We start from the raw sequence: 25,761 nt of genomic DNA, 5'->3' as shown, positions 1-25,761 counted from the left end.
ACTTTTTTATGCCAAGTTTATTTAGTTCCAATGCAAATTATTGCCAACTACTTCTTCCACTTCATGGGTTCGACTACGGGTCATAAGTTCGAGAACGGCATCGCGCGGGGATTTGCGCTCATATAGTACCTGAAAAATCTGTTCGGTTATCGGCATAGCCACCTGGTGCTTGCGTGCCAGCTGGTATGCGGCTTTGGTGGCTTTGATACCCTCCACCACCATGGCCGTTTCGGACTGTATTTCGCTTACGGTCTTGCCGGCGGCCAGTTGCAGACCGGCCCGGCGGTTGCGGCTGTGCACACTGGTGCAGGTTGCAATAAGATCGCCAATGCCGGCAAGTCCGGAAAACGTCAGTGGTGCAGCTCCCATAGCCATGCCCAGACGTGTAATTTCAGCCAAACCGCGCGTCATTAACGCCGACTTTGCATTGTCGCCAAAGCTCAGTCCCTCGGCAATCCCCGCCCCAAGTGCAATAATGTTTTTTAATGCTCCTGCCAGTTCCACGCCGATAATATCGGGGTTTGTATAAACACGGAAAAAAGGCAGCATAAATGCAGCCTGTACAGTTTCGGCTACAAGGCGCGACCGGGCTGCGGCCACCGTGGCTGTCGGGTGACTTAAAGCTACTTCTTCGGCATGATTGGGTCCTGACAACACGGCTACCCGATCGGCTATAAGCGGTATTTCTTCGCTAATGATTTCCGACATACGTTTTACCGTTGTTACCTCAAGACCTTTGGCAGCACTAACCACAATGGTATTTACTCCGATCAGGGGCGCTAATTCTCTGGCCATTTGCCGTATTGCATGAGAGGGTGTGACCAGGACAATCAGCCGGGAACCGATTGTAGCCTTAAGCAGAGAATTAGTAACAGTGACGGTAGATGGTAAAATATAGCCTGGCAAATAGCCGGAATTCTCCCGGCTATTTGCTATATGCTCGGCAAGTTCAGGCGAACGCACCCACAGGGTAACTGACGGATGCTTTTGCCCGAGGATTCCGGCCAGGGCTGTACCCCAGCTGCCGGCACCAATGACTGCAATTGACATTTGTAGGGGTCACTTCTCCTTTGCCGGGTTGGTATCTTTGGCACTGCCGGCTTTGATTTTTGTTTCCTCGCCTTTTAACAACCGCTCTATATTGGGGCGGTGCCTAATAATTACAAATAAAGCGGCCAGTATGCCAAAATAAAAAAACTCCTGCTCAACTTTAAGGAACCACATACTGACAGGTACTAGTGCGGCAGCAATGATAGACGCCAGGGAAACATAACGGGTTATTCCCACAATGACTGCCCATACTGTAAAGACAACGGCTGTAACCAGCGGTGTAATCATGGCTATCACGCCAAGGCCGGTAGCTACACCCCGCCCGCCTTTAAACTTCAAAAAGACTGACCAGTTGTGCCCGGCGATGGCGCCAATGCCGCCAGCCAGTTCGGCCATTGCTGTTGCGCCCAGGTAATGGCCCAGTAAAACCCCGGCAACGCCTTTTAATGCATCGGTCAGAAACACCCAAAAGGCGGGCCAGGGGCCTAAAATCCGGTAGGCATTGGTCGCCCCGATGTTTTTGCTGCCAGACTGTCGTAAATCAATATTATAGATATTCTTACCGATAATCAGCCCATTGGGAATTGAGCCAATAAGGTAGCTGGCGATAATAACCAGCACATATTCCATTCTCCCACTCCCTCAATCATTTACTCATCTTTTTCTTTGCGGCCGCGGACTACGAGCTTGAGAGGCGTTCCTTCAAAACCAAAGGCCTCTCTCAACTTATTTTCCAAAAACCGCAAATAAGAGAAATGCATAATTTCGGGGTCATTAACAAACAAAATAAAAGTTGGCGGCTTTACATCCGGCTGGGTAGCAAAATAAATCTTAAGCCGGCGGCCGCGCTCGGATGGCGGCGGGTTGATGGCGGTAGCATCTTCAATAACCTGGTTAAGTACGCTTGTGGCCACCCGCATGGTATGCTGGTCGGCAACGTATTTAACCAGCTCGGTTACCCGCTGTACCCGTTGTTTGGTAAGAGCAGAAGTAAACAGTACCGGGGAATATTGCATAAAGCCTAATTCTTCGCGAATAGTCTCAGTAAATCGCAAAGAGGTCTTTCCGTCTTTTTCAAGCAGGTCCCATTTGTTTACAACGATAATACTGGCTTTACCCGCTTCGTGTGCGTAACCGGCAATCTTTTTATCCTGTTCGGTTACACCTTCCTCAGCATTAATCACCATGAGGACGACGTCGCAGCGGTCAACTGCCCGCAGTGAACGAATAACGCTGTAGCGTTCCACCGGCATGTCAATTTTAGCTTTGCGCCGCATGCCGGCCGTATCAATTAATACATAAGACTGACCGTCTTTTGTGAAGTGGGTGTCAATGGCATCACGGGTGGTGCCCGGAATGTCACTGACAATAACCCGGTCTTCGCCGATAATGGCGTTTACCAATGAGGATTTGCCAACATTAGGACGGCCAATAACAGCTACCTTAATTTGATCATTGTCTGCTGGTTCGATATGCTCTGCCGGCATATTTTCAATGAGTCTGTCAAGCATGTCGCCGATATTGAGCGCATTAGTGGCAGAAATGGCAATGGGATCCCCCAGCCCCAGATTGTAAAACTCGTAAATATCGGCTTCATTTTTCATGTTGTCTACTTTATTAACCACAAGCAGTACAGATTTCCTGGTATTACGTAAAATTACGGCTACTTCACTGTCGGCCGAGGTAGGGCCGGTTTTGCCATCGACGATGAACATGATGACATCGGCTTCTTCAATAGCCAGTTTGGCTTGATTGCGCATGGCGGTTAAAATTTTGTCATTGGTTTCAAATTCAATACCGCCGGTATCGATCATTGTAAAGCTGCGCCCCAGCCATTCTGCGTCCATATAGATGCGGTCCCGGGTGACACCAGGCATATCTTCCACAATAGATAACCGGTTTTTTCCTATATAGTTAAATAGAGTTGATTTGCCGACATTGGGTCGGCCAACGATTGCAACAATTGGTTTACTCATTTAATACCACCTTGTATCATACTAAACTTATTTTCTTGGACAGCCGGTAAAATATCCGGCAAGGACAGTCAGTCCCGGACTAGCAGTAGTGTTTCCTGGGTCATTGTCTGTATATACCTTGCTTAAACCACTATTGTTAGCATGGGGACCGGCCCTTACTTTTTACCGCCAGGCGGCAAGCAGATGTTTTAAATCCTGAGCAAAATAGGCGCTGCGTACAGGTACGCCCAGTGCAGCTGCAATGGAATCAGGCATTGTATTGTCCAAAAAAACATGCTCACCTTTTCTTAAAGCTACCCCGGGAACAATAACACCGGTACGGGGACCGGAAAGTGTTTGCAGCGCGGTTAAAATGTCATTGCCGGTCAATAATCCGGTCACAGTTACATCGCTGCCAAAAAACTTGTTTTCGACAGCTACCACTCTAACAGTAAGATTGGGAACAGAGAATCCGGTCAAAAGAGGTTCCAGGATTTTTTTTGCAGAGGTGCCGCAAACCACGTCAATGAAGTGCGGTTCCAAATAGCCGGCGTCCGGGATTCTTTCTTCCTCCCACTCGGCGAGAAAGCTGCGGACAATACCAACTCCATTCTCAAGTTGCGGAAAGCCGTCATAGGCTTCATAATCCGGAATCTCTTCCCCGGCCGCTAAATAGAATTCATCAGCCAGATAAACAAATGATTCGCCGGTTTCCTGCCGGCATTTTTCTTGCCATTGCCGGACAAGGCGAATTACTTCCCGGCTTCCGTTCTGCGTGAATCCGGTCAAGGGATGGCAGTCATCCCGATAGCGGGTTAATCCTACCGGAACGATGGCTAAAGATAAAACTGAAGGATGCAGGGCATATAAATCGCGAATTGTCCGCTCAAGTTCCCTGCCGTCATTAAACCCTGGGCACAGAACAACTTGCGTGTGAAGGTCAATTCCCTTTTCCACCAGTTCGGTTAATTGTCCCATTATTTTTCCTGCCCGTTTACCGCCAAGCATCTTTTCCCGTAATGTACCGTTAGTGGTATGTACTGAGACATAAAGCGGCGATAAATGCAGTTTGGCAATCCGTTCAAGGTCGCGTGGTCCTATATTGGTTAATGTAACAAAATTACCGTACAAAAAGGATAAGCGATAGTCATCATCTTTGATATACAGACTGTCGCGCATACCGGGCGGCATTTGATCCACAAAACAAAATACACATTTGTTAGCGCATTGGCGAACATTGTCAAAAACAGCGCTTTCAAATTCCAGCCCTAACTCTTCATCATAGTCTTTTTCAAATGAAATTATTTCTCTTTCACCGGAGACGTGTTCTATCAGTAATTCAATTTCTTCTTCAGCCAGAGCAAAGCTGAGATCAATTATATCCTGAACCGATTCCCCATTAACTGCGAGCAGGCGGTCTCCGGGGACAAGGCCAATTTCTAAGCCAATACTATCCGGTTTTACGTTCGATATAATACCTTTATATGTCAAAGTATTCCCCCCTTCCTTTAATATTCCGTCAGTAGCTATAATTTCCTGCAAAGACGATAACTAAACGGCAATTTTATCTGGAAAACAAGTGTTTATTGTATAAATTGATCTGTTTTTTACAAGAAATAGTAAGAGGCAGGCATGCGCCCACCTCTCGCTATTTCTTATCCTCATCTTTATTTACTGGCGTCGTTTTTGTATCGGCATTACCGCGTTTACGGTTTTTCGGACCTAAAAAGTTAGCAAATTCGGTGGAGGTAAAATTCTTAAGCTTACTACCTGCTTCTTTCAGGCTGCCGGTGCTCAGAAATAAAAAGGCTGCTGCTCCCGCAATAACCAAACCAACAATCCAGCCCATCGATTTGGTTGCGCCGGACAGTCCGCCGGCCGCAGAACCCAGGCCTGTATTACCGGCAGCGTTGCTGGCGCCGGCGGCGTTGGGACCTGTGGGAGCACTGGATTTCCCGAGCACTGCCGGGATAACATCCGAGAATAAGGCTATACCCTTTTCCGCCGAGGCCCTGTCATTGGTATGTGCGCCTACCTCGAGCAGCATGGAACGGGGATGGATATCCTGGTTATAGTCGCCGCCCTTGGCAAAAAATATTCCCTTGACAAGTCCGGGATGTTGCTTGTCGGCGGCAGATTTGATTTGCAGGGCATAATCCTCAATCTGTTTGCCAGTGGGGCCGTATTTTCCCACTACCAGCTGCACTTTGCTGATATCCTGGCCATCAACCGTGGCTGCATACACTTGCGGCGGTACAGCATCACGGTGGATATCAAAGATAGCGTCGGGCTGCTCACCCTTTACTAAATCCATTGCTGTACGGCGTGAACGCTCATAGGCCATATCATCATGCGGATCATGCTTGGCTTGGGAGTGAATGACCGATACTCCTTTTTTCTCCAAAGCGGAGGTAAAGGCGTCGCCTACTTTGTAAATGCCACCTGCTCCTAAAATGCTTTCTTGACCATCTGTGGGAACATAGGATTCGTCAGAGTGGGTATGATAAATGGCTACTTTGCCGCCGCCTTCCGCTTTGACAACTGCCGGTTGGAGAAATGCTTTTAACCGTTCCAGTATGCCTTTGTTCTCGCTATCATACAAAGATAAATCTACTTCGCCGATTAGTTTTGCGTAGGCCGTGTCTCCTTCCACACGGGTGACTTCATAACGGCGGTTGGTCTCGGTCAAAACCTGATCTCCGGGCTGCACCCGCCAGCCGGTCATATATACGGTGTTGCCGCTTTCGTCAACTATTGTAGCGTAGCTGCCGTCATTACGCTCATGGGCGTAACATATTATGCTGTTTGCAATTACTAACAAAGCCAGGATGAGGATTGTAGCAAATCTATTCCTCACTGTTTCCACCCCCGTTCTTCGAGGTTTTGTCAGTCGCTTGCGGTGATTGCTGTGCTTGATGATTATCAGTGGTTTGCCTTTTATTAGGGTGTAATTCTTTGCTAAATTCGTACAGCCCTTCGGGACGATTGGGCCCTAGTACTGGACCACCTTGCATTTTTTCTCTGGTTTCACCTACCAGCTCGGCAATCATAACGGCTACCAGACCGGCAATTATAGTAACATCAAATGCACCAGCCCCGCCAATGGCCGTTGTACCGGGAATTCCCAGGCCGGTGAGTGTTACCATATGTATAATATCACTCAGGATAATCCCCAGGACTCCGCCAACAAAGGCGCTGCGCCGTGAACGCCCGGCAATATAGGCGATCAGGCCTGCCGCTATGCCGTAAATCAGCTTAGGGTCCAAAAACATATTTTCCGGTTCATAGGGTAAATAGCGGGACCCCAAAGATACAGCTCCCGCCACTAAAATGGCGGCCAATACAGCCCGCACTCTTTCGGCGGTTTCATCTGCCTTGACTATTAGATAAACGCTTAATAAAGCAGGCAGTAAAGCTCCGCCGACATTGATAGAAACCTCTGTGGGGGTGCGCATAATCGGTATGTCAATAAAGCTGCCGACTACAATTGCGCCGATAAAGAGTAACGCCTGTTTATCAGTCATGCGCATACGATCAAGAACTCGCTGGGCCAGACCAAAATAAACCAGCACGCTGACAACTAAAAGTAGAATCATTCCGAGCGGCATGTTCATCATGTTGTTTCACCTCATACTGTTTGTGTTTGTTGTGTAACATTCATAGTTTGCTCTGATGCCGCCGGAATAATACAAAAAGCATGGTCAAATGACCATGCTTTCCCTATTTTTTCGTTTTGCATAGCGTTCGGTATCGATTCCTCTTGCCTGAAGCCACTCCCGGCTAAAACCGGTAATTACAATCGGGCTTGAACGCAAGTCAAAAATAGTGCGTGCGCCCAGCAAGAGCATAAACCGCTTGAGGTCTGTTACAAAATCCTCATACCATTGAACAGCTGCTGTGAGGCCGTTACGCTGCAGGTTTTTGAGTATCGGTCCGGCAATTCCTGTTGCCATGCCGCCGAGGGCCAGTGATTTAACAACATCCAGCGGTGTCCGTACCCCGCCGGAAATGACTACATCCAGATTCGGACCGGCCATTGACAACACTTCGACAGCGGATATTGCTGTCGGGATACCCCAGCCGGCCATGTCGGCATCCAGGTTAAATAGGCTGCGGGCCGCTTCTATTGCCAGAAAATTAGTACCGCCTGTACCGCCGACATCAATGGCTTTGACGCCAATGCCCGCTAAGGCTTTTGCCTGTTCAAACGCAATGCCGCAGCCCACTTCCTTGACAATAACCGGAACGTCTACTTTTGAAACAATGGCTGCCACTTTTGTCAGGTAACCGCTAAAATCACGATCCCCCTCATTCATGATGATTTCCTGTCCGGCGTTCAGATGAATCTGGATGGCCTGAGCACCGATCATTTCAACGGCATAGCTTGCGGCGTCCGGTGTGGCGTGAGCGCCTAAATTCGCAAATATAACTCCGTCAGGATTAATCTGACGGACAATTTTATAAGAGGCCATAGCTGCTGGGTTTTCTACAGCAGCATATTGGGAGCCTACCGCCATGGCTGCTCCGGTCTGGCGGGCAAGTTCGGCAAGGTCGCGGTTGACATGGATAACATCGTCGGCTCCGCCTGTTATTGCATTAATAATTACAGGCTGCGGTAATGCAATACCGGCGACTCGGGTACTAATACTAATGTCTTCCCAGGCTAAGTCAGGCAGGCAGTTGTGTACCAGGTGAAAATCCGCAAATCCGGCAGCCGCCGGGCCATCTTCCAGAAGCAGGGAATATTTCAAATGTTCCAGTTTGCGTGACTGCCGCTCCATGCTTGCTCCTAATCCTCCCGTTTAAACAAATGGCCAAATTTATCACCAAGAGTAACACCTGAGGACGGGGCCTGGCTTTCCAGATAGTCACAGTATTCGGCCCGTTCCTTATCCTGCTCGGCTTGCGCTATACTCAGGCTAAGCCGCTTGTTTTCCTTATCAATGCTAATGATCTTGACGGACACTTGCTGGCCGGGGCTTACAACTTCTTCGGCGTTTACCACGCGGCGATCGGCAACTTCGGAAATATGCACCAGGCCTTCAATACCCTGAGGCAATTCTACAAAAACGCCAAATTTGGCAATTTTAGTTACCTTACCGGCTATCACTGAACCAACCGCCAGTGTATCGGCTGCGGTAAACCAGGGATCCTGCTCAATATCTTTAAGACTAAGTGACAGTCTTTTTGCCTCAGGGTCGATTTTAAGAACAACTACTTTAACCTCGTCGCCAACATTGACCACTTCCTGGGGCGTTTTAACCCGTTGCCAGGATAAATCGGATATATGTACAAGTCCATCAATCCCACCGATATCAACAAAGGCGCCGAAATTAGCCAAACGGCTGACCTTGCCGGATAACACCTGCCCCACAGACAGTTTGGCAAATAATTCTTTTTCTTTGGCATCTTTTTCAGCTTGGAGGAGTTGCCGGCGTGAAAGTACGGCTTTTTGCTTTTCTCTGTCGATTTCAATGGGAATGGTTTGGACTGTTTGACCAACAAAAGTTTCCAAGTTCTCTACAAATCTGGTGTCGAGCTGCGAGGCCGGAATAAAGCCGCGTATACCGAATACTGCCGCAACCGTACCGCCTTTGACGACTTCTGTAATTTTAGCTGCGACAGGCTCTTTGGCAGTCATCGCTTGTTCGAGCTTATCCCAGGCAGTAATCCTGTCAGCCTGGACTTTCGATAATTTAACCTGTCCGTCGGCGCTGTCGGCATCAATGACAAACACGTCAATTTGTTGTCCCTCACTTACAGCCTCAGCAGCCGACTGTGGAACAGGGAAAGCTAGCTCTAACAACGGTATAACTCCTTCCGCCTTATAGCCAATATCAACAAATACCTCATCCTGGCGAACACCGACAACAGTACCCTTTACAATATTGCCTGTTTTTACATTCACTACTTCACCTATACTCATTTCTTCCATCTTTTTGTATACCTCCTCAATAATCCAGTCGGGTGTTGAAGCACCAGCCGTAATACCAACGCTGTGGACAGAACTTATCCATTCCGGTTTCAGCTCAATAGCAGATTCAATGTGATAGGCTTTACAGCCTGCCTCATGGCAGACGCTAGCCAAACGGGCGGTATTGGCGCTGTTTTTACCGCCGACTACAAGCATGACATCCACTTTTTTTGCCAGCTCCACTGCTGCTTTCTGCCTAAGATCTGTCGCAGTGCAGATGGTTCGCTCAACTTGTAGTTCATCACATTTGGTTTGTAGGATGGCAATAATTGCGTTAAAATCGTCAGCGGCAAAGGTGGTCTGGGCTACTACGCCCAGGCGGGGGAAGTATGGGATTTCCCGGGCTTCCTCCGGCGTTTCGACCACCTGAGCTGTGCTATCTGACCAGGCGAAAATACTCTTCACTTCAGGGTGACGCCGCTCGCCGATAATGACTACCTGATAGCCTGCCTGCAGCAAAGAATAGGCTGCCTGCTGGGCCTTTTTGACATGCGGGCAGGTTGCATCAACGATTTCCAGTTGTTTAGCTTTAGCTTGGTGATACACTTCGGGTCCCACACCATGGGAGCGGATTATTACTTGCCCTGCCGGAATATCTTCCAGGGTATCAGCTTCACGTATGCCTTGCTCTTTGAGGCGATTGACCATTTGCGGGTTATGAATGATCGGCCCGAGGGTAGCTGCTGGCTGCTGGGTTTCAGCGGCGGCTAAAGCCATATCTACTGCCCGCTTTACCCCATAACAAAAACCCCGGTGCTCGGCCAGATATATTTTCATGAAAGCCTCCTGCTTGGTAGTGTTTGGATTATTCGCCTTATTTATTATAAACCCTTTGGTCAGGTGTTTCAAATAAAAAGACACGAAAACCGCCACTACCCGGTTATCCCTCCGGCAGTGGCGGTTCTTTTAGGCTGTTATATTAAATCAATACAGGCAGCTAGCTGGGAATGTTTGGCTTGGTAGTATTAACCGGGCACGACTGGAATGAAATTTCGGTGTTCATACCAACCGGCTTGTCATTTTTTAAGAGCTGTAACCACAGTCTCACCGAGTCAAGCAAGGTAATCACTACCAGGACGATCAGGATAATACTGACGGTACCGTTAGTGTTGCCTAGTGCATCACCACGCTTAAAGAACATTTGTACATTCATTACCCCGGCGGTAATTACGGTGACAGACAGGAAGATGAGCGGGGCAAAGGTGACCCAGGCATATGATTTTTTCGGAGCAATTTTTAAGATAATGGTTGTGCCCAAAGCGAGTGCAACTACCGACAGAAGCTGATTGGCAACGCCGAACAGCGGCCAAATGCTGGCTACGTCACCGCTATAGAGCAGGTATCCCCAGCAATAGGTAACAATAGCACTGGTGAAAAGCGTGCCAGGCCACCAGTTAGTCTGTTTAAGCGGGGCATACAGGTAAGTGCCCAGTATATCCTGCAGGATATAGCGGGCTACGCGGGTACCGGCATCAATCGTGGTTAGAATAAATAGGGCTTCGAACATAATGGCGAATTGATACCAGTAACTCATGAGGTGCTTCATGCCGCCAATCGTGGAAAAAATATGCGCCATACCAACGGCGAGTGATACGGCGCCGCCCGGACGGTGGGCAACATCCATTTGGACTAACCGTGACAACTCTTGTATTTCCACTGTGGGAATGCCTAGTTTAGCAAATACGGCTGCCGGACTGTTGATGGCAAAATAGTCGCCAGGCATTAACACAACTGCTGAGATTAGGGCCATTACTGCAACAAAACCTTCGGTCAGCATGCCACCATAAGCAATAAGCCGGGCTTGTGATTCAAGCTCGATCATTTTTGGCGTTGTACCGGAACTGATCAGGGAATGGAACCCTGAGATAGCGCCACACGCTATGGTAATAAATACATACGGCCACCAGGGACCAGGGATGATGGGGCCGCCCCCGTCCATAAACCGGGTAGTCATCGGCATATTAACAGCAGGCTGGACGATAAGAATGCCAAGCGCCAGCGCCAGTACGGTGCCTATTTTCATATAGGAACTTAGATAATCGCGCGGCGCTAAGAGCAGCCAAACAGGCAGAACGGCGGCGAAGAATCCGTATAGCGGTAAAGCTACCGATAACTGCTGTTTGGTAAGATCAAAAATACTTGCCAAACCGGCCCAAGGTTGCCCAGGACTTAGCCAGTGACCGGTAAAGACGGCACCCAGTACAAGGAGAAAACCAGCAATGGAACCGGACCGGATTGACCCAGGGGCAATTTTAAACATGTACAGACCAACCGCGATGGCAATCGGTATAGTCATAAACAAAGTGTACACACCCCAGGGATTTTTAAACAGGGCGTTTACAACTACTATAGCCAGACCAGCAAGGGCAACAATAATAATAAATAGTACGGCTAGTGAGGTGGTAACGCCTGTCAACGGGCCAACTTCACGGCGGGCGATAACGGCCAGTGATTGGCCATTGTGACGTACTGAAGCAAAGAGGATAATAAAATCATGAACGGCCCCGGCAAAGACGGAACCCAGCAGGATCCACATAAATCCAGGCCCCCAACCGTATTGGGCGGCTAAAACCGGGCCTACCAGCGGACCGGCGCCGGCAATGGCGGCAAAATGGTGACCGAAAAGCACCCATTTATTAGTTGGTACAAATTCACGGCCATCGTTACAACGATAGGCCGGGGTTACATTTGCATCGTTTAACGCCAGGACTTTGGCAGAAATAAAAGCCGAATAATACCGGTAAGCCAATACATAAACACAAATGGATATTACCAACAGGCTGACTGAATTCATTCAAAAACCCTCCTCCTTTCATATTGAAACAAATAACACTTTATTGGGTGTTTGGCAACGGAGTTTTATATCCTCTCCTCTCTTGTTAGAATTTACTATATATTCTAAATAGTACAGTATACAGTATCAACAAGCAATAAGTATGTTGTGAAATGACAAAAAACCAGGATGAATTACATTATCATCCTGGCCAGTTACATGAATATATTACAAGATTACATATTTTTATAGACCGAACAGTTTTTTCAGTTTAGGGACCTGTTGCCGGCTAACCGGAATCTCTTCGGGAAATCCATCTAATAAAAGATTGTAGGTACCGTTAAACCAGGGAATTATCTCCCGGATTTTTTCAATGTTGACTAAATAAGCGCGATGTGTGCGAAAAAACAAACGTTCATCTAAACGGGACTGCAAATCCTGGAGCGGCATATTGGTATAATAGCATTTATCTGCCGTGCGGATGGACAGCTGCCCTTCTGTGCAATAGGCAGCCACGATGTCCTTTGTATCAATTACCGAAGCTTTGCCATTGTGCTCAATAGCCAGCTTATGCAAGCTGTAAGCTGGCTGGCCTGTCTCGCGCTTCCGGGCGTCGGTCGGTACGGAATCGCTAAGCAGGAGCCGCACTTTCTCGATACATTTGCCGACTCTCTTGGCAGAGAAGGGCTTAAGCAAATAATCGACAGCATTAAGTTCAAAGGCTTTGACGGCAAACTCTTCGTGCGCTGTGGCAAACACCAGCAATGGCAAAACAGGACCGATATTCATTTTCTCAGCAGTCTGAATACCGTTTATTCCCGCCATCTCGATATCCATAAAGATTAAATGCGGCCTAAGTGATGCGAATGCTTTTATTGCTGCTTCGCCACTGGAAAATTCGCCAATAATCTCAATATCCTGCAGTTGTTCCAGCAGGTATCTAAGTTCGCTGCGGGACGGCTCCTCGTCATCGACAATCATCACCCGAAGGATGCGTGCTTGATCAGCCATTAACCACAACCTCCATGTCAATGGGAATACGAAGCAATATTGTCGTACCCTCGCCTTCTACACTATTTATGGTGAGCGCGTGTTTAGAACCATATATAGCCTTCAAACGTTCATTCACATTGGTTAAGCCGATACCGGCCCCTTTGCCGAAACCGTGTTCGAGAACCTGCTGCTGGATTGCAGGCGGTATGCCCTGGCCATTATCCGAAATGGCTATCTGAACCTGGTTTTTTATTGTTTTGGCAAAAATCTGAATTGTACCCCCGGCTGCTTTAGCCAACAGGCCGTGTTTAACGGCGTTTTCTACCAGCGGCTGCAGCGTAAAGGCAGGGATCAATATATCAAGTGTATTGACATCAATATTCTCTTCGATGGTAAGCCGCTGGCCGAAACGGGCCTGTTCCAGTGTTAAGTAGGAATCCACATGTTCAAGCTCTTCCTTCAAGGTCACGAAATCTCTGGTAGAGTTTAAGTTGCGGCGGAAAAAATCGCTCAACTCAATAAGAAGATTACGGGCTTTTTCCGGATTAGTACGGCAAAAGGAGACAATAGTATTTAGGGCATTAAAAAGAAAATGCGGGTTGATTTGCGCCCGGAGTGCTTTAAGTTCGGCTTTGGCTGTTAATTCGGCCTTATGCTGAAGGGCTGACAGCTCCAGTTGCGTGCCGAATACCTGCCCCAGGCCCTGAGCAAATTCAATATCAAGCGCGGTCAATGCCTCTTCCCGTGCGTAATAAATTTTTAACGTTCCTACCAGCTCTTCCTGACAATATAGCGGCACAACAATGGCCGACTTTAGCGGACAGGTTGGCAGCGTACAGCCAATTTCCTGCTGAGTTTGTGCTACAGTAACCTGACCGTGCTGCAGACAGGCTTTTGTTAATTTGGTGAATACCTGCATCCCGGCAGCATGATGATCCTGCCCAAGCCCAATATGAGTCAGCACCCGTTCGCGATCGGTTACGGCCACGGCGGCGGCGGAAGTCATATTTAATATATTGACTGCCACTTTTTCTGCCGATATAGGATTGAGCCCCTGCCGGAAATGCGGTAAGGTAGCATTGGCTATTTTCAGTGCTTTATGGGTTTGCAACGCGGCAATCTTTGTCTGATGCTCTTTGGCGTTATGAATTATTATCATAAAGATGGCTATACCGATTGCATTGGCCAAAGACATGGGGATTGCCACCCGGGAGACCAGCGACCAGGCTGCTTCATAAGGTTTGGCAAAAGCCAGGATAAAACCCATGCTCAGCATGATAACGCTGACGCCGGTAATGATGCCTGTAATCCATTCCGGTGCCTTAGGTTTGGAACGTATGTGAATATAGCCGGCCAATGCGCCGCCGATCATGGTTGCCACACCGCATTGGGCTGCGGTAAAACCGCCGAGATAGATACGGTGTAGTCCGCTGATCAGCCCGGTGACTGTACCCACAAGCGGACCTGCCAGCAGACCGGCGACAATGGAGCCGGTATCCCGTACATTGGCCAGGGCACCTTCGATGGGAATTCCAAAGTAGGTGCCGGCAATCGAAATCAAGGAAAAAATAAATATCAGCGCCAATTTCTCGCGGGCTGTGGTAGTTTCTTTAAAGATCAGGCGGAAAGCCCGGGTATGTGATAATACATAGGCGATAACGGCAATAATGGCAATGCGTTGCACGAGAATGATTGATAAGTTTCCAGCCAGAAGTTCAATAGTACTACATTCCATTGAAACTCTATCCCTGCCTATCAGCCGGATGATTTGCCTCGGACAGCAGCCGGCCTATTTCAGTCATCACCCTTATACTTAATCCCTCCAGAGACTCTTTGGCTGAATCATCCCGGCTAAAATGAAGCGGTTTGCCGAAAATAACCTGAAAACGAGGCAGCCAGTGCCCTTTCTTAAACACCAGGTTGGTGCCGATAATAGCGGCAGGAACAACCGGTACCCCGGCTTTGCGCGCCAATAAGGCCAGGCCGGGTTCCGGCGCACCAAGTTTACCGTCTTTACTGCGCGTCCCTTCCGGAAATATACCGAGAACCGAGCCGTTTTCCAGGAGCGTTAAAGCAGTCCGGATGGCAGTCCGGTCTGCCGAGCCTCTCTTTACCGGAAAGGCTCCCAGCTTGGTAATAATCCAGCTAAATAATGGATGAGCGAAAAGTTCTTCTTTAGCCATATAATGAATTCGCCGCGGAATGGCTGCGCCAACAAGCGGCGGGTCCCACAGGCTTATATGATTGGCTGCAATAATAACACCGCCGGCCGGAATGTTCTCAACTCCCGACACCTTCCAGCGAAACACAAGCGAGAATATTACACTGAGGACCATGCGTAACAAGCTATACACAGGCAAGTTTCCCCTTGGCCAAAGCTAGTATCTTTTCCACCGTATCCGCAATAGATAACTGGGTGGTATCAAGATGAACCGCATCACTGGCGGCGACTAAAGGCGCAATTTCCCGCTCGCAGTCGGCTTTGTCGCGGCTGGCAATTTCTGCTTCCAGTTCGGCCAGATCAACGGCATGCCCCTGGTCAGTCAGTTCCTGCCAACGCCTTCTGGCCCGCTCTTTAATTGAAGCTGTCAAAAAAATTTTAATATCAGCATTCGGTAATACGTGGGTGCCAATATCACGGCCATCCATTACAACCCCGCCCTGGCCGGCCATGTTGCGCTGAAGTGTTAACATAACCTGTCTGAGTTCAGGAACTTGAGCTACTTTGGCCACCAGGCGGCTTACTTCCGGCGTCCGGATGGCTTCGGTAATATCTTGGTCATCGACCTTTACCCTGGTTTTTCCGTCCACATAGGTCAACTTTATGTCAAGTTTGTTTGCCAGACCGGCAATGTCTTTGGCTGTGGTTTCCTTGCCCTGCTGCAGAGCCTGCCAGGCAACCGCCCGGTACATAGCGCCGGTATCGATATAAGTATATTTTAGTTCTTGGGCAGCGAGTTTGGCAACAGTGCTTTTACCTGCGCCAGCTGGTCCGTCAATGGCAATTGTGAGTCGTTTCATACCAGGTCCTCCCCTTAGTCCTGTCTTAAGCCTGCCAAAACATTAAAAAAGTCAGGATAAGAAATTTTAACACAGTCTGATTCTTGAATTTCAACACCTTGTGCAGCTATACCGGCTACCGCCACAGCCATAGCCATACGGTGGTCATGGTGAGAATAACAGGCGGCGTGATTAAGTTTCTGCGGTCCAAGAATACTGAGCCCGTCGGCGGTCTCAGTAATGTTTGCTCCCATTTTTCCCAATTCCAGGGCAATGGCTTTTAACCGGTCGGTTTCTTTTACTCTAAGTTCTTCTGCTCCTTTGACAACGGTCTGGCCTTCGGCGAATAAAGCGGCTACCGCCAGTACCGGAATTTCGTCGATCAGCCGGGGAATCATTTCGACTTCGATGGTGACTCCTCTCAGGCTTGCTGACCGCACTACAATATCTGCTACCGGTTCCTGGCCGCTCCACCGTTCATTGGTAACAGTAATGTCGGCTCCCATTTGGATAAGTATATCAAGAATACCGGTCCGGGTCGGATTAATGCCGACATTAACCAATACCAGCCGGCTGTTTGGCACAATCGAGGCGGCTACCAGCCAGAATGCGGCCGAGCTTATATCGCCGGGGACATTAATTTGTTCGGGTGCGGCAAGGCGCTTTACAGGCTCAAGCCGAATGGCGCTGCCAGCCCGTTGGACAGGTATGCCGAAAGTCTCAAACATCCGCTCGGTATGGTCGCGCGAAGGCACAGGCTCCGTAATTTCAGTAGCGGTTTTGGCAAATAAGGCTGCCAACAGGATAGCTGATTTTACCTGGGCGCTGGCAACAGGCATAGCATACTCTATGCCTTGAATTTGTTCGGCGGCGTTGATAGCTAGCGGCGCATAACGGGATTGTTCGCGGCCTAGTATCCTTACACCCATTTTGGCGAGTGGCGTTACTACCCGGCCCATGGGCCGTTTTCTGAGGGATGCATCCCCGGTCATAACGCTGAAGAACGGCTGAACTCCCAAGAGACCTGTTAACAGCCGTAAAGTCGTACCTGAATTACCGGCGTCAAGCACATCTTGCGGCTCCCTCAGACCATAAAGACCGTTGCCCTTTACTGTGAGCACTCCTTTGTCATCTTGCTCGACAGATACGCCCAAGGCCCGCATACAGCCAATTGTTGACCAGCAGTCGGCTGCATGGAGAAAGTTGGTTATTGTTATCGGTGTATCGGCTAGACCGCCCAACATGATGCTGCGGTGTGATATTGACTTGTCACCGGGAATATGGACAGTTCCAACTAAACCGGCGGTTTTTTTGACCTTCATAATTTCTCCCATAGTACTCCCTCTCATTGTTTATTTGCTATTTATTCAATGACCGGCCGAGTGCGGCGGTAAGCAGTTCCAGTTCGGTCATCAGCTGGGTGAAATTTGCCGGTGTCAAGGACTGCGGTCCGTCAGACAGGGCTTCTTCAGGGCAGGGATGCACCTCTATCAGGAGACCGTCAGCGCCAGCGGCCAATGCGGCCTTTGCCATCGGATTAACCCACCGCCAACTACCTGTCCCATGACTGGGATCCACAATTACAGGCAAATGGCTTACATGTTTGATGACTGGGACTGCACTTAAATCAAGTGTATTACGGGTATAAGACTCATAGGTGCGGATTCCGCGTTCACATAAGACCACCTGATTGTTGCCGCCTGCTAAGATGTATTCCGCCGCCATCAGCCATTCTTCGATGGTAGCCGACAAACCGCGTTTGAGTAAAATAGGCTTTTTGGTTAAAGCCACTTCTTTTAGCAGCACGAAGTTTTGCATATTACGGGTACCGATCTGCAACATATCGACATAATCAGCAATAAGTTCAACTTTGCGTGGGTCGGTTACTTCGGAAATAACGGGCAGCCCTACTTTAAGCCCTACTGCTTGCATTATTTCCAGGCCGTCTTTTTCCAGCCCCTGAAAACTATAAGGCGAGGTACGGGGTTTATAAGCGCCGCCGCGCAGCATGGCTGCGCCGGCCGCTTTGGCGCTGACCGCGGTCTGATAGAGCTGTTCATAACTTTCAATAGCGCAAGGCCCGGCAATAACGGGGATATTTTCGCCGCCAAAACTGGCATTGCCAACCGTAACAACGGTATTTTTGTGTTGAAACTCACGACTTGCGAGTTTGTACGGAGTTTCCACAATAACTACTTTGTCAACACCGGGCATTCTTTCGTATAATTCAGCATTGCAGGCAGATAGATCGCCACTGGCGGTAATAATTGTTTTATCCGAGCTGGTTATCGAATGACCGTCCAAACCCAGTTGACGAAGTTTATCCATTACCCGGTTAACCTGGTCGGTAGTGGGCGCATTCATCATTATAATCATAGCAGGCCTCCACAACTATCCAAAAATGTATTAAATATAATTCCCTGCCCGGTAAAAATTCTCCTCCAAAATCTGCGGCAATTTACCAAGTTTCTGTTAGATATTCATGTTACTGCAGGGTAAACGCCTTAACGTCTAAAAATAACTTTGCCTACAACAATGAGATTATTCTGGCCTTCAAGTAAGATGCCATCCACAGGAAATACCATATCATTCTTATGGGTGTCAATAATGAACTGAGCCGGCTTTTTTATTTTAGTAGCATCGATTTCGATATAGTCACCGTCATACAGTGTGATATCTACTTTTCCCTTTGAAAAATTCCCCATAGCTTTACCGTTTACAGTGACTACGGCATCTATACTGGCCGGAGGGTTTATCATTCGGATAGTAATGTCTTTCCCCGACCGCAGGGAACGCATAGATTTGGCGAAAACTTTATTTACAGTGTTCATGGCTTCGGCGGGATCCGGCAAAGGCACATCGGCGGCGTACATAGTTGCCGGTGAAGTAATCTGCTCTCCTTCCAGCTTGTCAACCAGGGACAGGTATCTGCGGGCATCGCTGTTTAGCAGGAGAACCTGGCACACCAGCAGCAGAATAACCGCTGCTGCAGACAGTTTAATAAGCAGCTGGTCAATACTATTGAAATACCGGCGGCGAAATCTGTCATTCCTGTTTTCCATACTAACCCCCTAGTCATGGTTGGTTTTAACTCCCGGCAGCAGCTGACTGGCCTGCGACATAACCGGTAGAAAAAGCAGCCTGTAAGTTAAAGCCCCCGGTGTAGCCGTCGATATCTATAACTTCGCCGGCAAGAAACAAACCCGGAATTAACTTGGATTCCATAGTCCGGGCCTGAATTTCTTTGGTACTGACTCCCCCGGCGGTAACTATAGCTTCAGCCACCGGTCTGGTCTGCGTGATCGTAAAAGTCAGGTGATTCAGCACGTCTAAGAGGCGAAGGCGCTCTTCTTTCGTAATTTGGTGCACGAACTTGTCTGGATCAATAAAGGATAAATCGATAACAACAGGGATTAGTTTGCCTGGCAGCAGCTCGTGCAAAGAATTTTTCAATTGCTTTCTGGCAAATTTAGCAAAATCCCTTTGGAGACGCTTGTCCAACGTTTCCATATTAAGAGCGGGTTTTAGGTTGATTTCAATTGTCACCTCGCAGTTTGGAAAAGCAGCGAACTGTTCGGAAACTTTCTTGCTTAATGACAGGATAATAGGCCCGGACAAGCCATAGTGAGTAAATAACATTTCCCCAAACTCTTCCGCAATCTTTTTGCCTGCACAAAAAACGGCAGCTGTAACATTTTTAAGGGACAGTCCCTGTAATTCAGTTACCCATTCTTCAGCTACTTCCAGTGGTACCAGCGAGGGTTTGAGCGGAATAATGGTATGGCCGGCGGCTTTAGCCAGCCGGTATCCGTCACCCGATGATCCTGTTCCGGGATATGACGCGCCGCCGGTCGCAATAATTACGGCATCGGCCCGGTATTCTGTCTCGCCAGTCATGGCACCGGCCGCCCGGCCGTTTTCAATTAACAGTTTTTTCACAGTCTGACCTGTAAGTACAGTAACCTGTAAGTTAGATAACTCCCGGGAAAAAGTAGCAATCACATCCTTGGCCTGATCGCTGACAGGAAATACCCGTCCGCCGCGTTCAACTTTGGTAGGCAGTCCGACTTGGTTAAGAAAATCAATTAGATCCTGATTACTGAAGGCATGAAAGGAACTGTAGAGAAAAGATCCGTTTCCTGGCATATTTTTCACCAGTTCGGCAATTTCACAACTATTGGTCAGATTACAGCGCCCCTTGCCTGTTATTCGCAGTTTTCTGCCGATTTCTTTCATTTTCTCGAGAACGGTTACTTTGGCACCCAGCTTAGCGGCACCGACGGCAGCCATAAGTCCTGCTGCTCCGCCGCCGATTATAAGAACTTGACGCATAGTTCACACTCACTTTAAATTTATTATTCTGGTAAACTGATCAAAAAAACCCTTATTTACGTGAAAATAAGGGTAATAATTTCAATTGTTCTTTTTTCGGGACAAACGTTTTAATTCTTCCACCTCACCGGCAAGCAGTTGGCGGTACTGCCCGCGGCGAAGCCCCTCCAAAGTTAAAAAGGCAAACTGAACCCGCTTAAGATTCTTTACCGGAAAGCCAATTGCTTCACACATGCGGCGAATTTGCCGGTTTTTTCCTTCATGAATGATAAGTTCCAGGGTTGTAAGCTCTTTTTCCCGGTCGATAGCAACTACATTTATCTTGGCCGGTGCAGTAATTCCGTCTTCCAGCTTGATGCCGGCCCGCAGGCGGTCAAGTTTCTCCTCAGGCGGGTACCCTTCCACTTTGGCTAAATAGGTTTTGGTAATCTCATGACTCGGATGTGTCAGGGCGTGGGTTAATTCCCCGTCATTGGTCATAAGGAGCAACCCTTCGGTATTATAGTCAAGCCTGCCGACTGGGTAAATTCTTTCGGGAATACCGGCAGTAAGATTGGCTACCGTTTTACGGCCCCGGGGATCTTCCAGTGTGGTAACCACACCCTTTGGCTTGTAAAGTAAAATATAAACATACTTTTCCGATTTTAGCGGTTTACCATCAACAGCTACCCGATCACGTCCGGGTTCAACCTTGGTGCCAAGCTCAGTAATTATTTTCCCATTGACGGTAACCCGGCCTGCTTTGATGAGTTCCTCTGCATCGCGTCGTGACGAGATTCCTGCTTGTGCGATTATTTTCTGCAAACGTTCTAACATTGAGTTTTGATTCCTACTTTCAACTTAGTTTATTCCTGGATAAATTGAGTAAAATCAGTCTGTACTTTACATGTGCGAATCTGCTTGTTGTCGCGGGAGATTCTTGCACAACTGCCACAGATGCCTTCGCCGCAGCACATGGTAGTATTATTGGTTGCAGCCATCGGAATATTGACGCCGGCGGCGTGCATGGCGGCAATAATCCCATAATGCTGGTCATCAGGACCGGCGCTAACGATTAACTCCGGCCGGGAGGCATCATCATTCAGAATTTCGGCCAAGGCCAGCATACCAAACTGGCGCATGGAGGCCACTTCCTGAACAGTAACACCGAGTTCAATAAGCTGGCTGGTTATGAATGTTTTACCTATCTTACCGGGAGCCAGGAGCGCTTGAACGGTATTATTCCTTTTCGCCAGCTGGCTTGCTATTGGCACAGCCGGCGGTTGACCCATACCTCCAACTATTAATAATATTTTACCATTATCTATGTTGTCAATCCAGGGTTGACCAAAAATACCATTATAATACGGTCCGCGTACCAGTACCTGGTTATTGTCGTCTGCCAGCAGCCGCGCCGATTTTGGGCCGACAGCTTCGATAACTACCTGAATGGTATTTTGCACAATTTTCATAACGCCAACGGGAAAGTGATAAAACTGTTGGTCAAAGGGGCGGCGCAGGAAGACGAATGAGCCGCAGCGCTCAAGCGCCGAGGCAAGTTCGGAACTAACCTCAATATCTAATAGGTATGTATTATCAGCAATTTTTAGTTTATTGGCAAATTCCGTTGTGGTCTCGAGCCGCACAGGAGCATCGCTATCTGTCAGCCATTGTTTCTTTTTCGGCTGCCACTGTTTTTCATATAGTATGCACACTCCGCTCCAGTTGCAGTCACATACTGATTCCCCTTTCAAATGACTGCAGAATGTACAATGGTTTGTCTCCGAAAGCAGGCAAGGACAATAGGCTGAGTTGATGTCAATACACTTTGTGATCAGTTTATTAAGCATATGGATACCTCCTTCTATACCAGGCAGGTATTGTAGATATCGTTCAGGCCGGTCTTAATTACCCGGTCATTGATTTCTCCGCGTAAAGCTGAATAGAGCCCCAGTTTTTGCATACGCTCAAAATACACGGAGCCTGAGAAGGTGTATCGTAGTTTAATTCCCTCTTCGGTTAGCATTTGCTCATGAATAAAAGCGATAAAGTCGCCGGAAGCCAGTTCAAAAGGCAGCTCCAAATACTGCATGTCGATGCAGCAGCGAACTGCATTGTGGCCGGCTAAAAGCCCTGTTACCACTGCTTCGGTATGGCCAACCAGAATACCGGATTTTTCTCCTGCGCAAAATAAATTTTCAATTCCCTCGACTTTTAACGAGTTATCACAGGGTGCAATGCCAAGATACCGTATGGAATTACCGACGCCGCCCGAATAGGGATCCTCATAACGGGCGCGCTCCAGCCCCGGTATTGTCCTCAGCATATCAAGAGGGAAAAACGGTGTCATAAGTTTGGCATGGCCGGTATCAATTAGCACTACATTCTCTGCATAGTCTGCGATGGCATATTGAGAACACGCTTTTTTACCGAGCATACCTGATTTTTTTAGGTTTTCCGGCAGCGGGATAACTACCATGCCTTCCGCCTCCAGCCGGTCTTTTAGTTCCGGACTGAGAGAATCTTTGTTAATTTTGCAGGAACCGCTCATTGCACCGTAAGTTCCGTCGGCTTTTTTACCCATAACTTCTTTTACTTCTGCTTTGGCGGTAATACTGACACGAGGTCCAAAAGTGGGACAGCGGAGTATGCACATGGCGCAGCCGTTGCCATATTTTAAACAATTCCCCATGGGACCGGAAGTGCCGGTTGTGTCGACAAAAGCATCCCCTTTGATAATCTGATCATTATCATCGGTTAGATACTGAATTTTTTTGCCGTATTTAACGACACCGGAAACTCTTGTTCTGGTTTTAATATCAATTCCATAGTTTTGCAGTATTTTTTTTACCAACGGTTCCATAGTAGTGACATCATAAAACGAAGCGTGGCTATGGCCGGGAAAATGGATCCCCCGGTGCTTGCTGTTGGCATCCATGGCGACAAATAAATCCCCCCCGCCCATGGCAATAGCTTCTTCGGCGGCGGTATACCTACCGTTATTCCGGAAAATTCCACCGACAAGACCGGTCCCCAGCAATAAATCGGTACGTTCCAGCAAAACTACCTGAGCTCCGGCCTTGGCGGCTGAAAGCGCAGCCGCACAACCTGCCCAGCCACCGCCAACCACTACTACTTTAATCATGGAATTACCTCCATTCCTGCTTTAAAATCACATTACAGTGTATTCGGGCATTGTGGAAGTGCCACCAACGTCCATATAGAAAAAACTGGTAACAATTTTGTTACCAGTTTACGCAAACAGATATTGACATATATACACAGATAACAGAAAGCTTGCTATATCGCCGGATAACCCGACCAGCAGCGCATAGCGGGGATTGCTGATCGATATTGCGCCGAAATATACAGTAAGTACATAGAAGGTGGTGTCAGTACTGGCAAGCACGGTGGAAGCAATTTTACCTACCAGTGAATCAGGACCGTATGTATTAAGAAGTTCAGTAGCCAACCCAAGTGACCCGCTCCCTGACAGCGGTCTCATAATCGCCAGCGGAACCAGCTCTGACGGTATACCCAGTATGTCCAGCGCAGGTGCCAGAAAAGCTACACAAGCATCCATGGCTCCGGAAGCTCGAAACACGCTAATAGCCACAAGCATAGCCACGAGACATGGCAAAATGCGAATTGCAGTCTGAAAACCTTCGCCGGCCCCTTCGATGAATGCCTCGTATACTTTTACTTTCCGCAAATAACCAATGACAGGAATGAGCAGCAGTACAACGGGAATTGCCCAGACCGACAACTGCTCGCACAACGTTAAAAGCACCGCTGTCCCTCCTTTGGTGTTTTACAGTTGAAAAGCTTGCCGAAGCATCATTTCAATCGCTATCGCTTTGTTGCTATAAACACATGGAAACAGTACCCGTTTATTACTTCCAAAAAGCACGGCACGCACGATCAACAATTAATACAAGGAGAGTGGCTATAAGACTGACAATAAGGGTTGATCCGACTATTTCAGTCGGGTTTGTTGATCCGGCCGCCGAACGCAAGGCTATGATTGTGGCGGGGACAAGGGTAAAGCCAGTGGTACATAAGGCCAATAAGGTGCACATGGCCGGCGTGGCAGTATCTTTCCGGGGATTAAGAGTCTGCAGCTGCTGCATGGCTTTGATGCCCAGCGGTGTCACCGCATTGCCCAATCCGAGCATATTGGCACTAATGGTCATAATTATGGCTCCCATGGCGGGATGGTGTTTGGGAACACTCGGAAATAAACATACAACGATTGGACTTAAAACATAAGAAATCAGTTTAATTAGCCCTGATAACTCAGCAATCTTCATAATGCCCAGCCACAGGCACATTACACCGATTAAATTAATGGATAACTCAACCGCATTTCTGGCCGCACTAATTGCGCTAGCCGTTACGACCTCAATTCTGCCATTTATCCCGGCATAAATAATCCCACTGGCCATGAGGAGCAGCCAAATAAGGTTAATCACGTCTTTATCACCCACTATGATGGTATGACAAATTCCATGTATGTAGAACTAAAAGGGATGCCGTACGGCATCCTTAAGCAAAATTACGGATAACATAATTAACAAAACCCCAAACAGACCCCCAAAGCAATCCAAAGAATGATTTGCGCTCAACGCCCTGGTCAGCCACCAGATCAGTCCGGGCCACTTCGACATTATTATGCATAATCTTGACGATACCCAGCTTCTGTCCGGCAACAACCGGTGCATTGATCTTATTAGGAGCATCAATGACTGTTGTAAATGTATCACGTTCATTCTCGGCTATTGGCAGGACAATATCCTGAAGAGCCACTAGGCTGATATCCCCTGATTTACCCTCGTTGACCTTGACAGTCTTTAAAAGGTCGCCTTTGGCTATAAACGAAACCCGGGTAAGCTGAGTGTAGCCGTAATCTAAAAGTTTAATGGAATCGTCCCACATATGCTCACTATCTAATACTACCGTTATGAGTTGGATGCCGTTCTGATTGGCCCCTGCTACCAGACAGCGACCGGCGGCATCGGTATATCCGGTCTTAACACCGTTGGCATTGTCATATAGCCATAACATTTTATTTTCATTATACAAATCCCGGTCATGGTCTTTGCCGGGCCAGGGGATAACTTTGTGCTGGGTAGAAACAATTTGTTTAAACAAATTGTTCTTGTAACCGTAGGCCGTAATTTTTGCAAGATCATGGGCAGTGGAATAATGTTTTTCATCCGGTAAACCGCTGGTATTTGTGAAATTGCTGTTGACAGCGCCAATAGAATGAGCTTTTTCGGTCATTAACTTGGCAAAATTCTCTGTAGAACCGGCTATATGTTCGGCCACGGCCACAGTAGCGTCATTACCGGAAATCAGCATGATGCCGTATAACATATCCAACATTTTAAGCTGTTCGCCTGCGCTCAGCCACAAGGACGAGCCCTCGGTGCTGGCGGCATTGGTACTTGTAGTAACAACATCATCCAGTTTGCCGTACTCCAGTGCGGTAATAAGGGTCATAATCTTGGTAGTACTGGCCGGGTAGCGACGTTCTTCCGCATTTTTGCTATAAAGTACTTTTCCTGTTGCTGCTTCCATAACAATAGCTGCCTTGGCGGTAAGTTCCGGCGGAACAGTTTGTGCCAGTGCGGTAGTTGGCAATACCACACATAGCAACATAAGTATTCCAAGATTAACAAATCGTCGCATAATCTAGTCCTTTC

23 protein-coding genes are annotated in these 25,761 nt (G+C 48.1%); all 23 read right to left on the bottom strand.

Features of this window, described 5'->3' with window-relative positions; translation table 11 throughout:
- Nucleotides 1-21: 21 nt before the first annotated feature.
- The 23 genes from SATMO3_RS16605 to SATMO3_RS16495 all read right to left on the bottom strand — a co-directional run bounded on the left by SATMO3_RS16605 (nt 22) and on the right by SATMO3_RS16495 (nt 25,747).
- Entirely contained in the window at nt 22-1,050 is a 1,029-nt protein-coding gene (locus tag SATMO3_RS16605; RefSeq protein ID WP_371370852.1) for an NAD(P)H-dependent glycerol-3-phosphate dehydrogenase, read from the bottom strand.
- 9 nt (nt 1,051-1,059) lie between these two features.
- Nucleotides 1,060-1,680 (bottom strand): glycerol-3-phosphate 1-O-acyltransferase PlsY, encoded by a 621-nt coding sequence (gene plsY, locus SATMO3_RS16600; protein WP_371370851.1) that lies wholly within the window; start codon nt 1,678-1,680, stop codon nt 1,060-1,062.
- 20 nt (nt 1,681-1,700) lie between these two features.
- A complete protein-coding gene (der, locus tag SATMO3_RS16595; protein WP_371370850.1) occupies nt 1,701-3,026 on the bottom strand; it encodes a ribosome biogenesis GTPase Der in 1,326 nt (441 codons plus the stop codon).
- Between the two features lie 162 nt (nt 3,027-3,188).
- Complete coding sequence (locus SATMO3_RS16590; RefSeq protein ID WP_371370849.1) at nt 3,189-4,496, bottom strand: DUF512 domain-containing protein; 1,308 nt, start codon at nt 4,494-4,496, stop codon at nt 3,189-3,191.
- Nucleotides 4,497-4,653: 157 nt separating this feature from the next.
- On the bottom strand, nt 4,654-5,862 hold the full coding sequence (gene spoIIP / locus SATMO3_RS16585; RefSeq protein WP_371370848.1) for a stage II sporulation protein P: 1,209 nt from the start codon (nt 5,860-5,862) through the stop codon (nt 4,654-4,656).
- Complete coding sequence (locus SATMO3_RS16580) at nt 5,852-6,622, bottom strand: DUF1614 domain-containing protein (RefSeq protein ID WP_371370847.1); 771 nt, start codon at nt 6,620-6,622, stop codon at nt 5,852-5,854. The genes spoIIP and SATMO3_RS16580 overlap by 11 nt, the downstream gene beginning before the upstream one ends.
- A gap of 84 nt (nt 6,623-6,706) precedes the next feature.
- A complete protein-coding gene (gene fni, locus SATMO3_RS16575; protein ID WP_371370846.1) occupies nt 6,707-7,786 on the bottom strand; it encodes a type 2 isopentenyl-diphosphate Delta-isomerase in 1,080 nt (359 codons plus the stop codon).
- 8 nt (nt 7,787-7,794) lie between these two features.
- Nucleotides 7,795-9,756, bottom strand: a complete 1,962-nt coding sequence (locus SATMO3_RS16570) for a bifunctional 4-hydroxy-3-methylbut-2-enyl diphosphate reductase/30S ribosomal protein S1 (protein WP_371370845.1) — start codon at nt 9,754-9,756, stop codon at nt 7,795-7,797.
- A 160-nt stretch (nt 9,757-9,916) separates the two neighbouring features.
- Nucleotides 9,917-11,773, bottom strand: a complete 1,857-nt coding sequence (locus SATMO3_RS16565) for a carbon starvation protein A (protein WP_371370844.1) — start codon at nt 11,771-11,773, stop codon at nt 9,917-9,919.
- A 225-nt stretch (nt 11,774-11,998) separates the two neighbouring features.
- Nucleotides 11,999-12,763, bottom strand: a complete 765-nt coding sequence (locus tag SATMO3_RS16560) for a LytR/AlgR family response regulator transcription factor (RefSeq protein WP_371370843.1) — start codon at nt 12,761-12,763, stop codon at nt 11,999-12,001.
- Nucleotides 12,756-14,480: a LytS/YhcK type 5TM receptor domain-containing protein gene (locus SATMO3_RS16555; RefSeq protein WP_371370842.1), complete on the bottom strand. Its 1,725-nt coding sequence runs from the start codon at nt 14,478-14,480 to the stop codon at nt 12,756-12,758. Before SATMO3_RS16555 ends, SATMO3_RS16560 begins: the two co-directional genes overlap by 8 nt.
- A 7-nt stretch (nt 14,481-14,487) precedes the next feature.
- Nucleotides 14,488-15,099, bottom strand: a complete 612-nt coding sequence (locus SATMO3_RS16550; RefSeq protein WP_371370841.1) for a lysophospholipid acyltransferase family protein — start codon at nt 15,097-15,099, stop codon at nt 14,488-14,490.
- Complete coding sequence (gene cmk / locus SATMO3_RS16545; RefSeq protein ID WP_371370840.1) at nt 15,092-15,766, bottom strand: (d)CMP kinase; 675 nt, start codon at nt 15,764-15,766, stop codon at nt 15,092-15,094. The genes SATMO3_RS16550 and cmk overlap by 8 nt, the downstream gene beginning before the upstream one ends.
- Nucleotides 15,767-15,780: 14 nt before the next feature.
- Nucleotides 15,781-17,079: a 3-phosphoshikimate 1-carboxyvinyltransferase gene (aroA, locus tag SATMO3_RS16540; RefSeq protein ID WP_371370839.1), complete on the bottom strand. Its 1,299-nt coding sequence runs from the start codon at nt 17,077-17,079 to the stop codon at nt 15,781-15,783.
- A 25-nt stretch (nt 17,080-17,104) separates the two neighbouring features.
- Entirely contained in the window at nt 17,105-18,121 is a 1,017-nt protein-coding gene (aroF, locus tag SATMO3_RS16535; protein ID WP_371370838.1) for a 3-deoxy-7-phosphoheptulonate synthase, read from the bottom strand.
- Between the two features lie 128 nt (nt 18,122-18,249).
- Nucleotides 18,250-18,807: a hypothetical protein gene (locus SATMO3_RS16530; RefSeq protein ID WP_371370837.1), complete on the bottom strand. Its 558-nt coding sequence runs from the start codon at nt 18,805-18,807 to the stop codon at nt 18,250-18,252.
- Nucleotides 18,808-18,832: 25 nt separating this feature from the next.
- Nucleotides 18,833-20,077: an NAD(P)/FAD-dependent oxidoreductase gene (locus tag SATMO3_RS16525; RefSeq protein WP_371370836.1), complete on the bottom strand. Its 1,245-nt coding sequence runs from the start codon at nt 20,075-20,077 to the stop codon at nt 18,833-18,835.
- A gap of 81 nt (nt 20,078-20,158) precedes the next feature.
- Nucleotides 20,159-20,893, bottom strand: a complete 735-nt coding sequence (locus SATMO3_RS16520) for a pseudouridine synthase (protein ID WP_371370835.1) — start codon at nt 20,891-20,893, stop codon at nt 20,159-20,161.
- Between the two features lie 29 nt (nt 20,894-20,922).
- Nucleotides 20,923-21,906, bottom strand: a complete 984-nt coding sequence (locus SATMO3_RS16515) for a hypothetical protein (RefSeq protein WP_371370834.1) — start codon at nt 21,904-21,906, stop codon at nt 20,923-20,925.
- A 14-nt stretch (nt 21,907-21,920) separates the two neighbouring features.
- On the bottom strand, nt 21,921-23,201 hold the full coding sequence (locus tag SATMO3_RS16510) for an FAD-dependent oxidoreductase (protein WP_371370833.1): 1,281 nt from the start codon (nt 23,199-23,201) through the stop codon (nt 21,921-21,923).
- 108 nt (nt 23,202-23,309) lie between these two features.
- On the bottom strand, nt 23,310-23,846 hold the full coding sequence (locus SATMO3_RS16505; RefSeq protein WP_371370832.1) for a spore maturation protein: 537 nt from the start codon (nt 23,844-23,846) through the stop codon (nt 23,310-23,312).
- Between the two features lie 103 nt (nt 23,847-23,949).
- On the bottom strand, nt 23,950-24,528 hold the full coding sequence (locus tag SATMO3_RS16500; RefSeq protein WP_371370831.1) for a nucleoside recognition domain-containing protein: 579 nt from the start codon (nt 24,526-24,528) through the stop codon (nt 23,950-23,952).
- 73 nt (nt 24,529-24,601) lie between these two features.
- Complete coding sequence (locus tag SATMO3_RS16495; RefSeq protein WP_371370830.1) at nt 24,602-25,747, bottom strand: D-alanyl-D-alanine carboxypeptidase family protein; 1,146 nt, start codon at nt 25,745-25,747, stop codon at nt 24,602-24,604.
- Nucleotides 25,748-25,761: the final 14 nt, after the last annotated feature.

This window comes from Sporomusa aerivorans, from assembly GCF_041428895.1.
Taxonomy (GTDB): Bacteria; Bacillota; Negativicutes; order Sporomusales; family Sporomusaceae; genus Sporomusa; species Sporomusa aerivorans.
This window is presented reverse-complemented; position numbering and strand designations above follow the sequence as displayed.

Bases quoted from the DNA above. Each gene is read 5' to 3' on its own strand.
- SATMO3_RS16605 (WP_371370852.1), bottom strand. From the start codon at position 1,050: ATGTCAATTGCAGTCATTGGTGCCGGCAGCTGGGGTACAGCCCTGGCC.
- plsY (WP_371370851.1), bottom strand. From the start codon at position 1,680: ATGGAATATGTGCTGGTTATTATCGCCAGCTACCTTATTGGCTCAATT.
- der (WP_371370850.1), bottom strand. From the start codon at position 3,026: ATGAGTAAACCAATTGTTGCAATCGTTGGCCGACCCAATGTCGGCAAA.
- SATMO3_RS16580 (WP_371370847.1), bottom strand. From the start codon at position 6,622: ATGATGAACATGCCGCTCGGAATGATTCTACTTTTAGTTGTCAGCGTG.
- fni (WP_371370846.1), bottom strand. From the start codon at position 7,786: ATGGAGCGGCAGTCACGCAAACTGGAACATTTGAAATATTCCCTGCTT.
- SATMO3_RS16570 (WP_371370845.1), bottom strand. From the start codon at position 9,756: ATGAAAATATATCTGGCCGAGCACCGGGGTTTTTGTTATGGGGTAAAG.
- SATMO3_RS16565 (WP_371370844.1), bottom strand. From the start codon at position 11,773: ATGAATTCAGTCAGCCTGTTGGTAATATCCATTTGTGTTTATGTATTG.
- SATMO3_RS16560 (WP_371370843.1), bottom strand. From the start codon at position 12,763: ATGGCTGATCAAGCACGCATCCTTCGGGTGATGATTGTCGATGACGAG.
- SATMO3_RS16555 (WP_371370842.1), bottom strand. From the start codon at position 14,480: ATGGAATGTAGTACTATTGAACTTCTGGCTGGAAACTTATCAATCATT.
- cmk (WP_371370840.1), bottom strand. From the start codon at position 15,766: ATGAAACGACTCACAATTGCCATTGACGGACCAGCTGGCGCAGGTAAA.
- aroA (WP_371370839.1), bottom strand. From the start codon at position 17,079: ATGGGAGAAATTATGAAGGTCAAAAAAACCGCCGGTTTAGTTGGAACT.
- aroF (WP_371370838.1), bottom strand. From the start codon at position 18,121: ATGATTATAATGATGAATGCGCCCACTACCGACCAGGTTAACCGGGTA.
- SATMO3_RS16530 (WP_371370837.1), bottom strand. From the start codon at position 18,807: ATGGAAAACAGGAATGACAGATTTCGCCGCCGGTATTTCAATAGTATT.
- SATMO3_RS16525 (WP_371370836.1), bottom strand. From the start codon at position 20,077: ATGCGTCAAGTTCTTATAATCGGCGGCGGAGCAGCAGGACTTATGGCT.
- SATMO3_RS16520 (WP_371370835.1), bottom strand. From the start codon at position 20,893: ATGTTAGAACGTTTGCAGAAAATAATCGCACAAGCAGGAATCTCGTCA.
- SATMO3_RS16515 (WP_371370834.1), bottom strand. From the start codon at position 21,906: ATGCTTAATAAACTGATCACAAAGTGTATTGACATCAACTCAGCCTAT.
- SATMO3_RS16510 (WP_371370833.1), bottom strand. From the start codon at position 23,201: ATGATTAAAGTAGTAGTGGTTGGCGGTGGCTGGGCAGGTTGTGCGGCT.
- SATMO3_RS16495 (WP_371370830.1), bottom strand. From the start codon at position 25,747: ATGCGACGATTTGTTAATCTTGGAATACTTATGTTGCTATGTGTGGTA.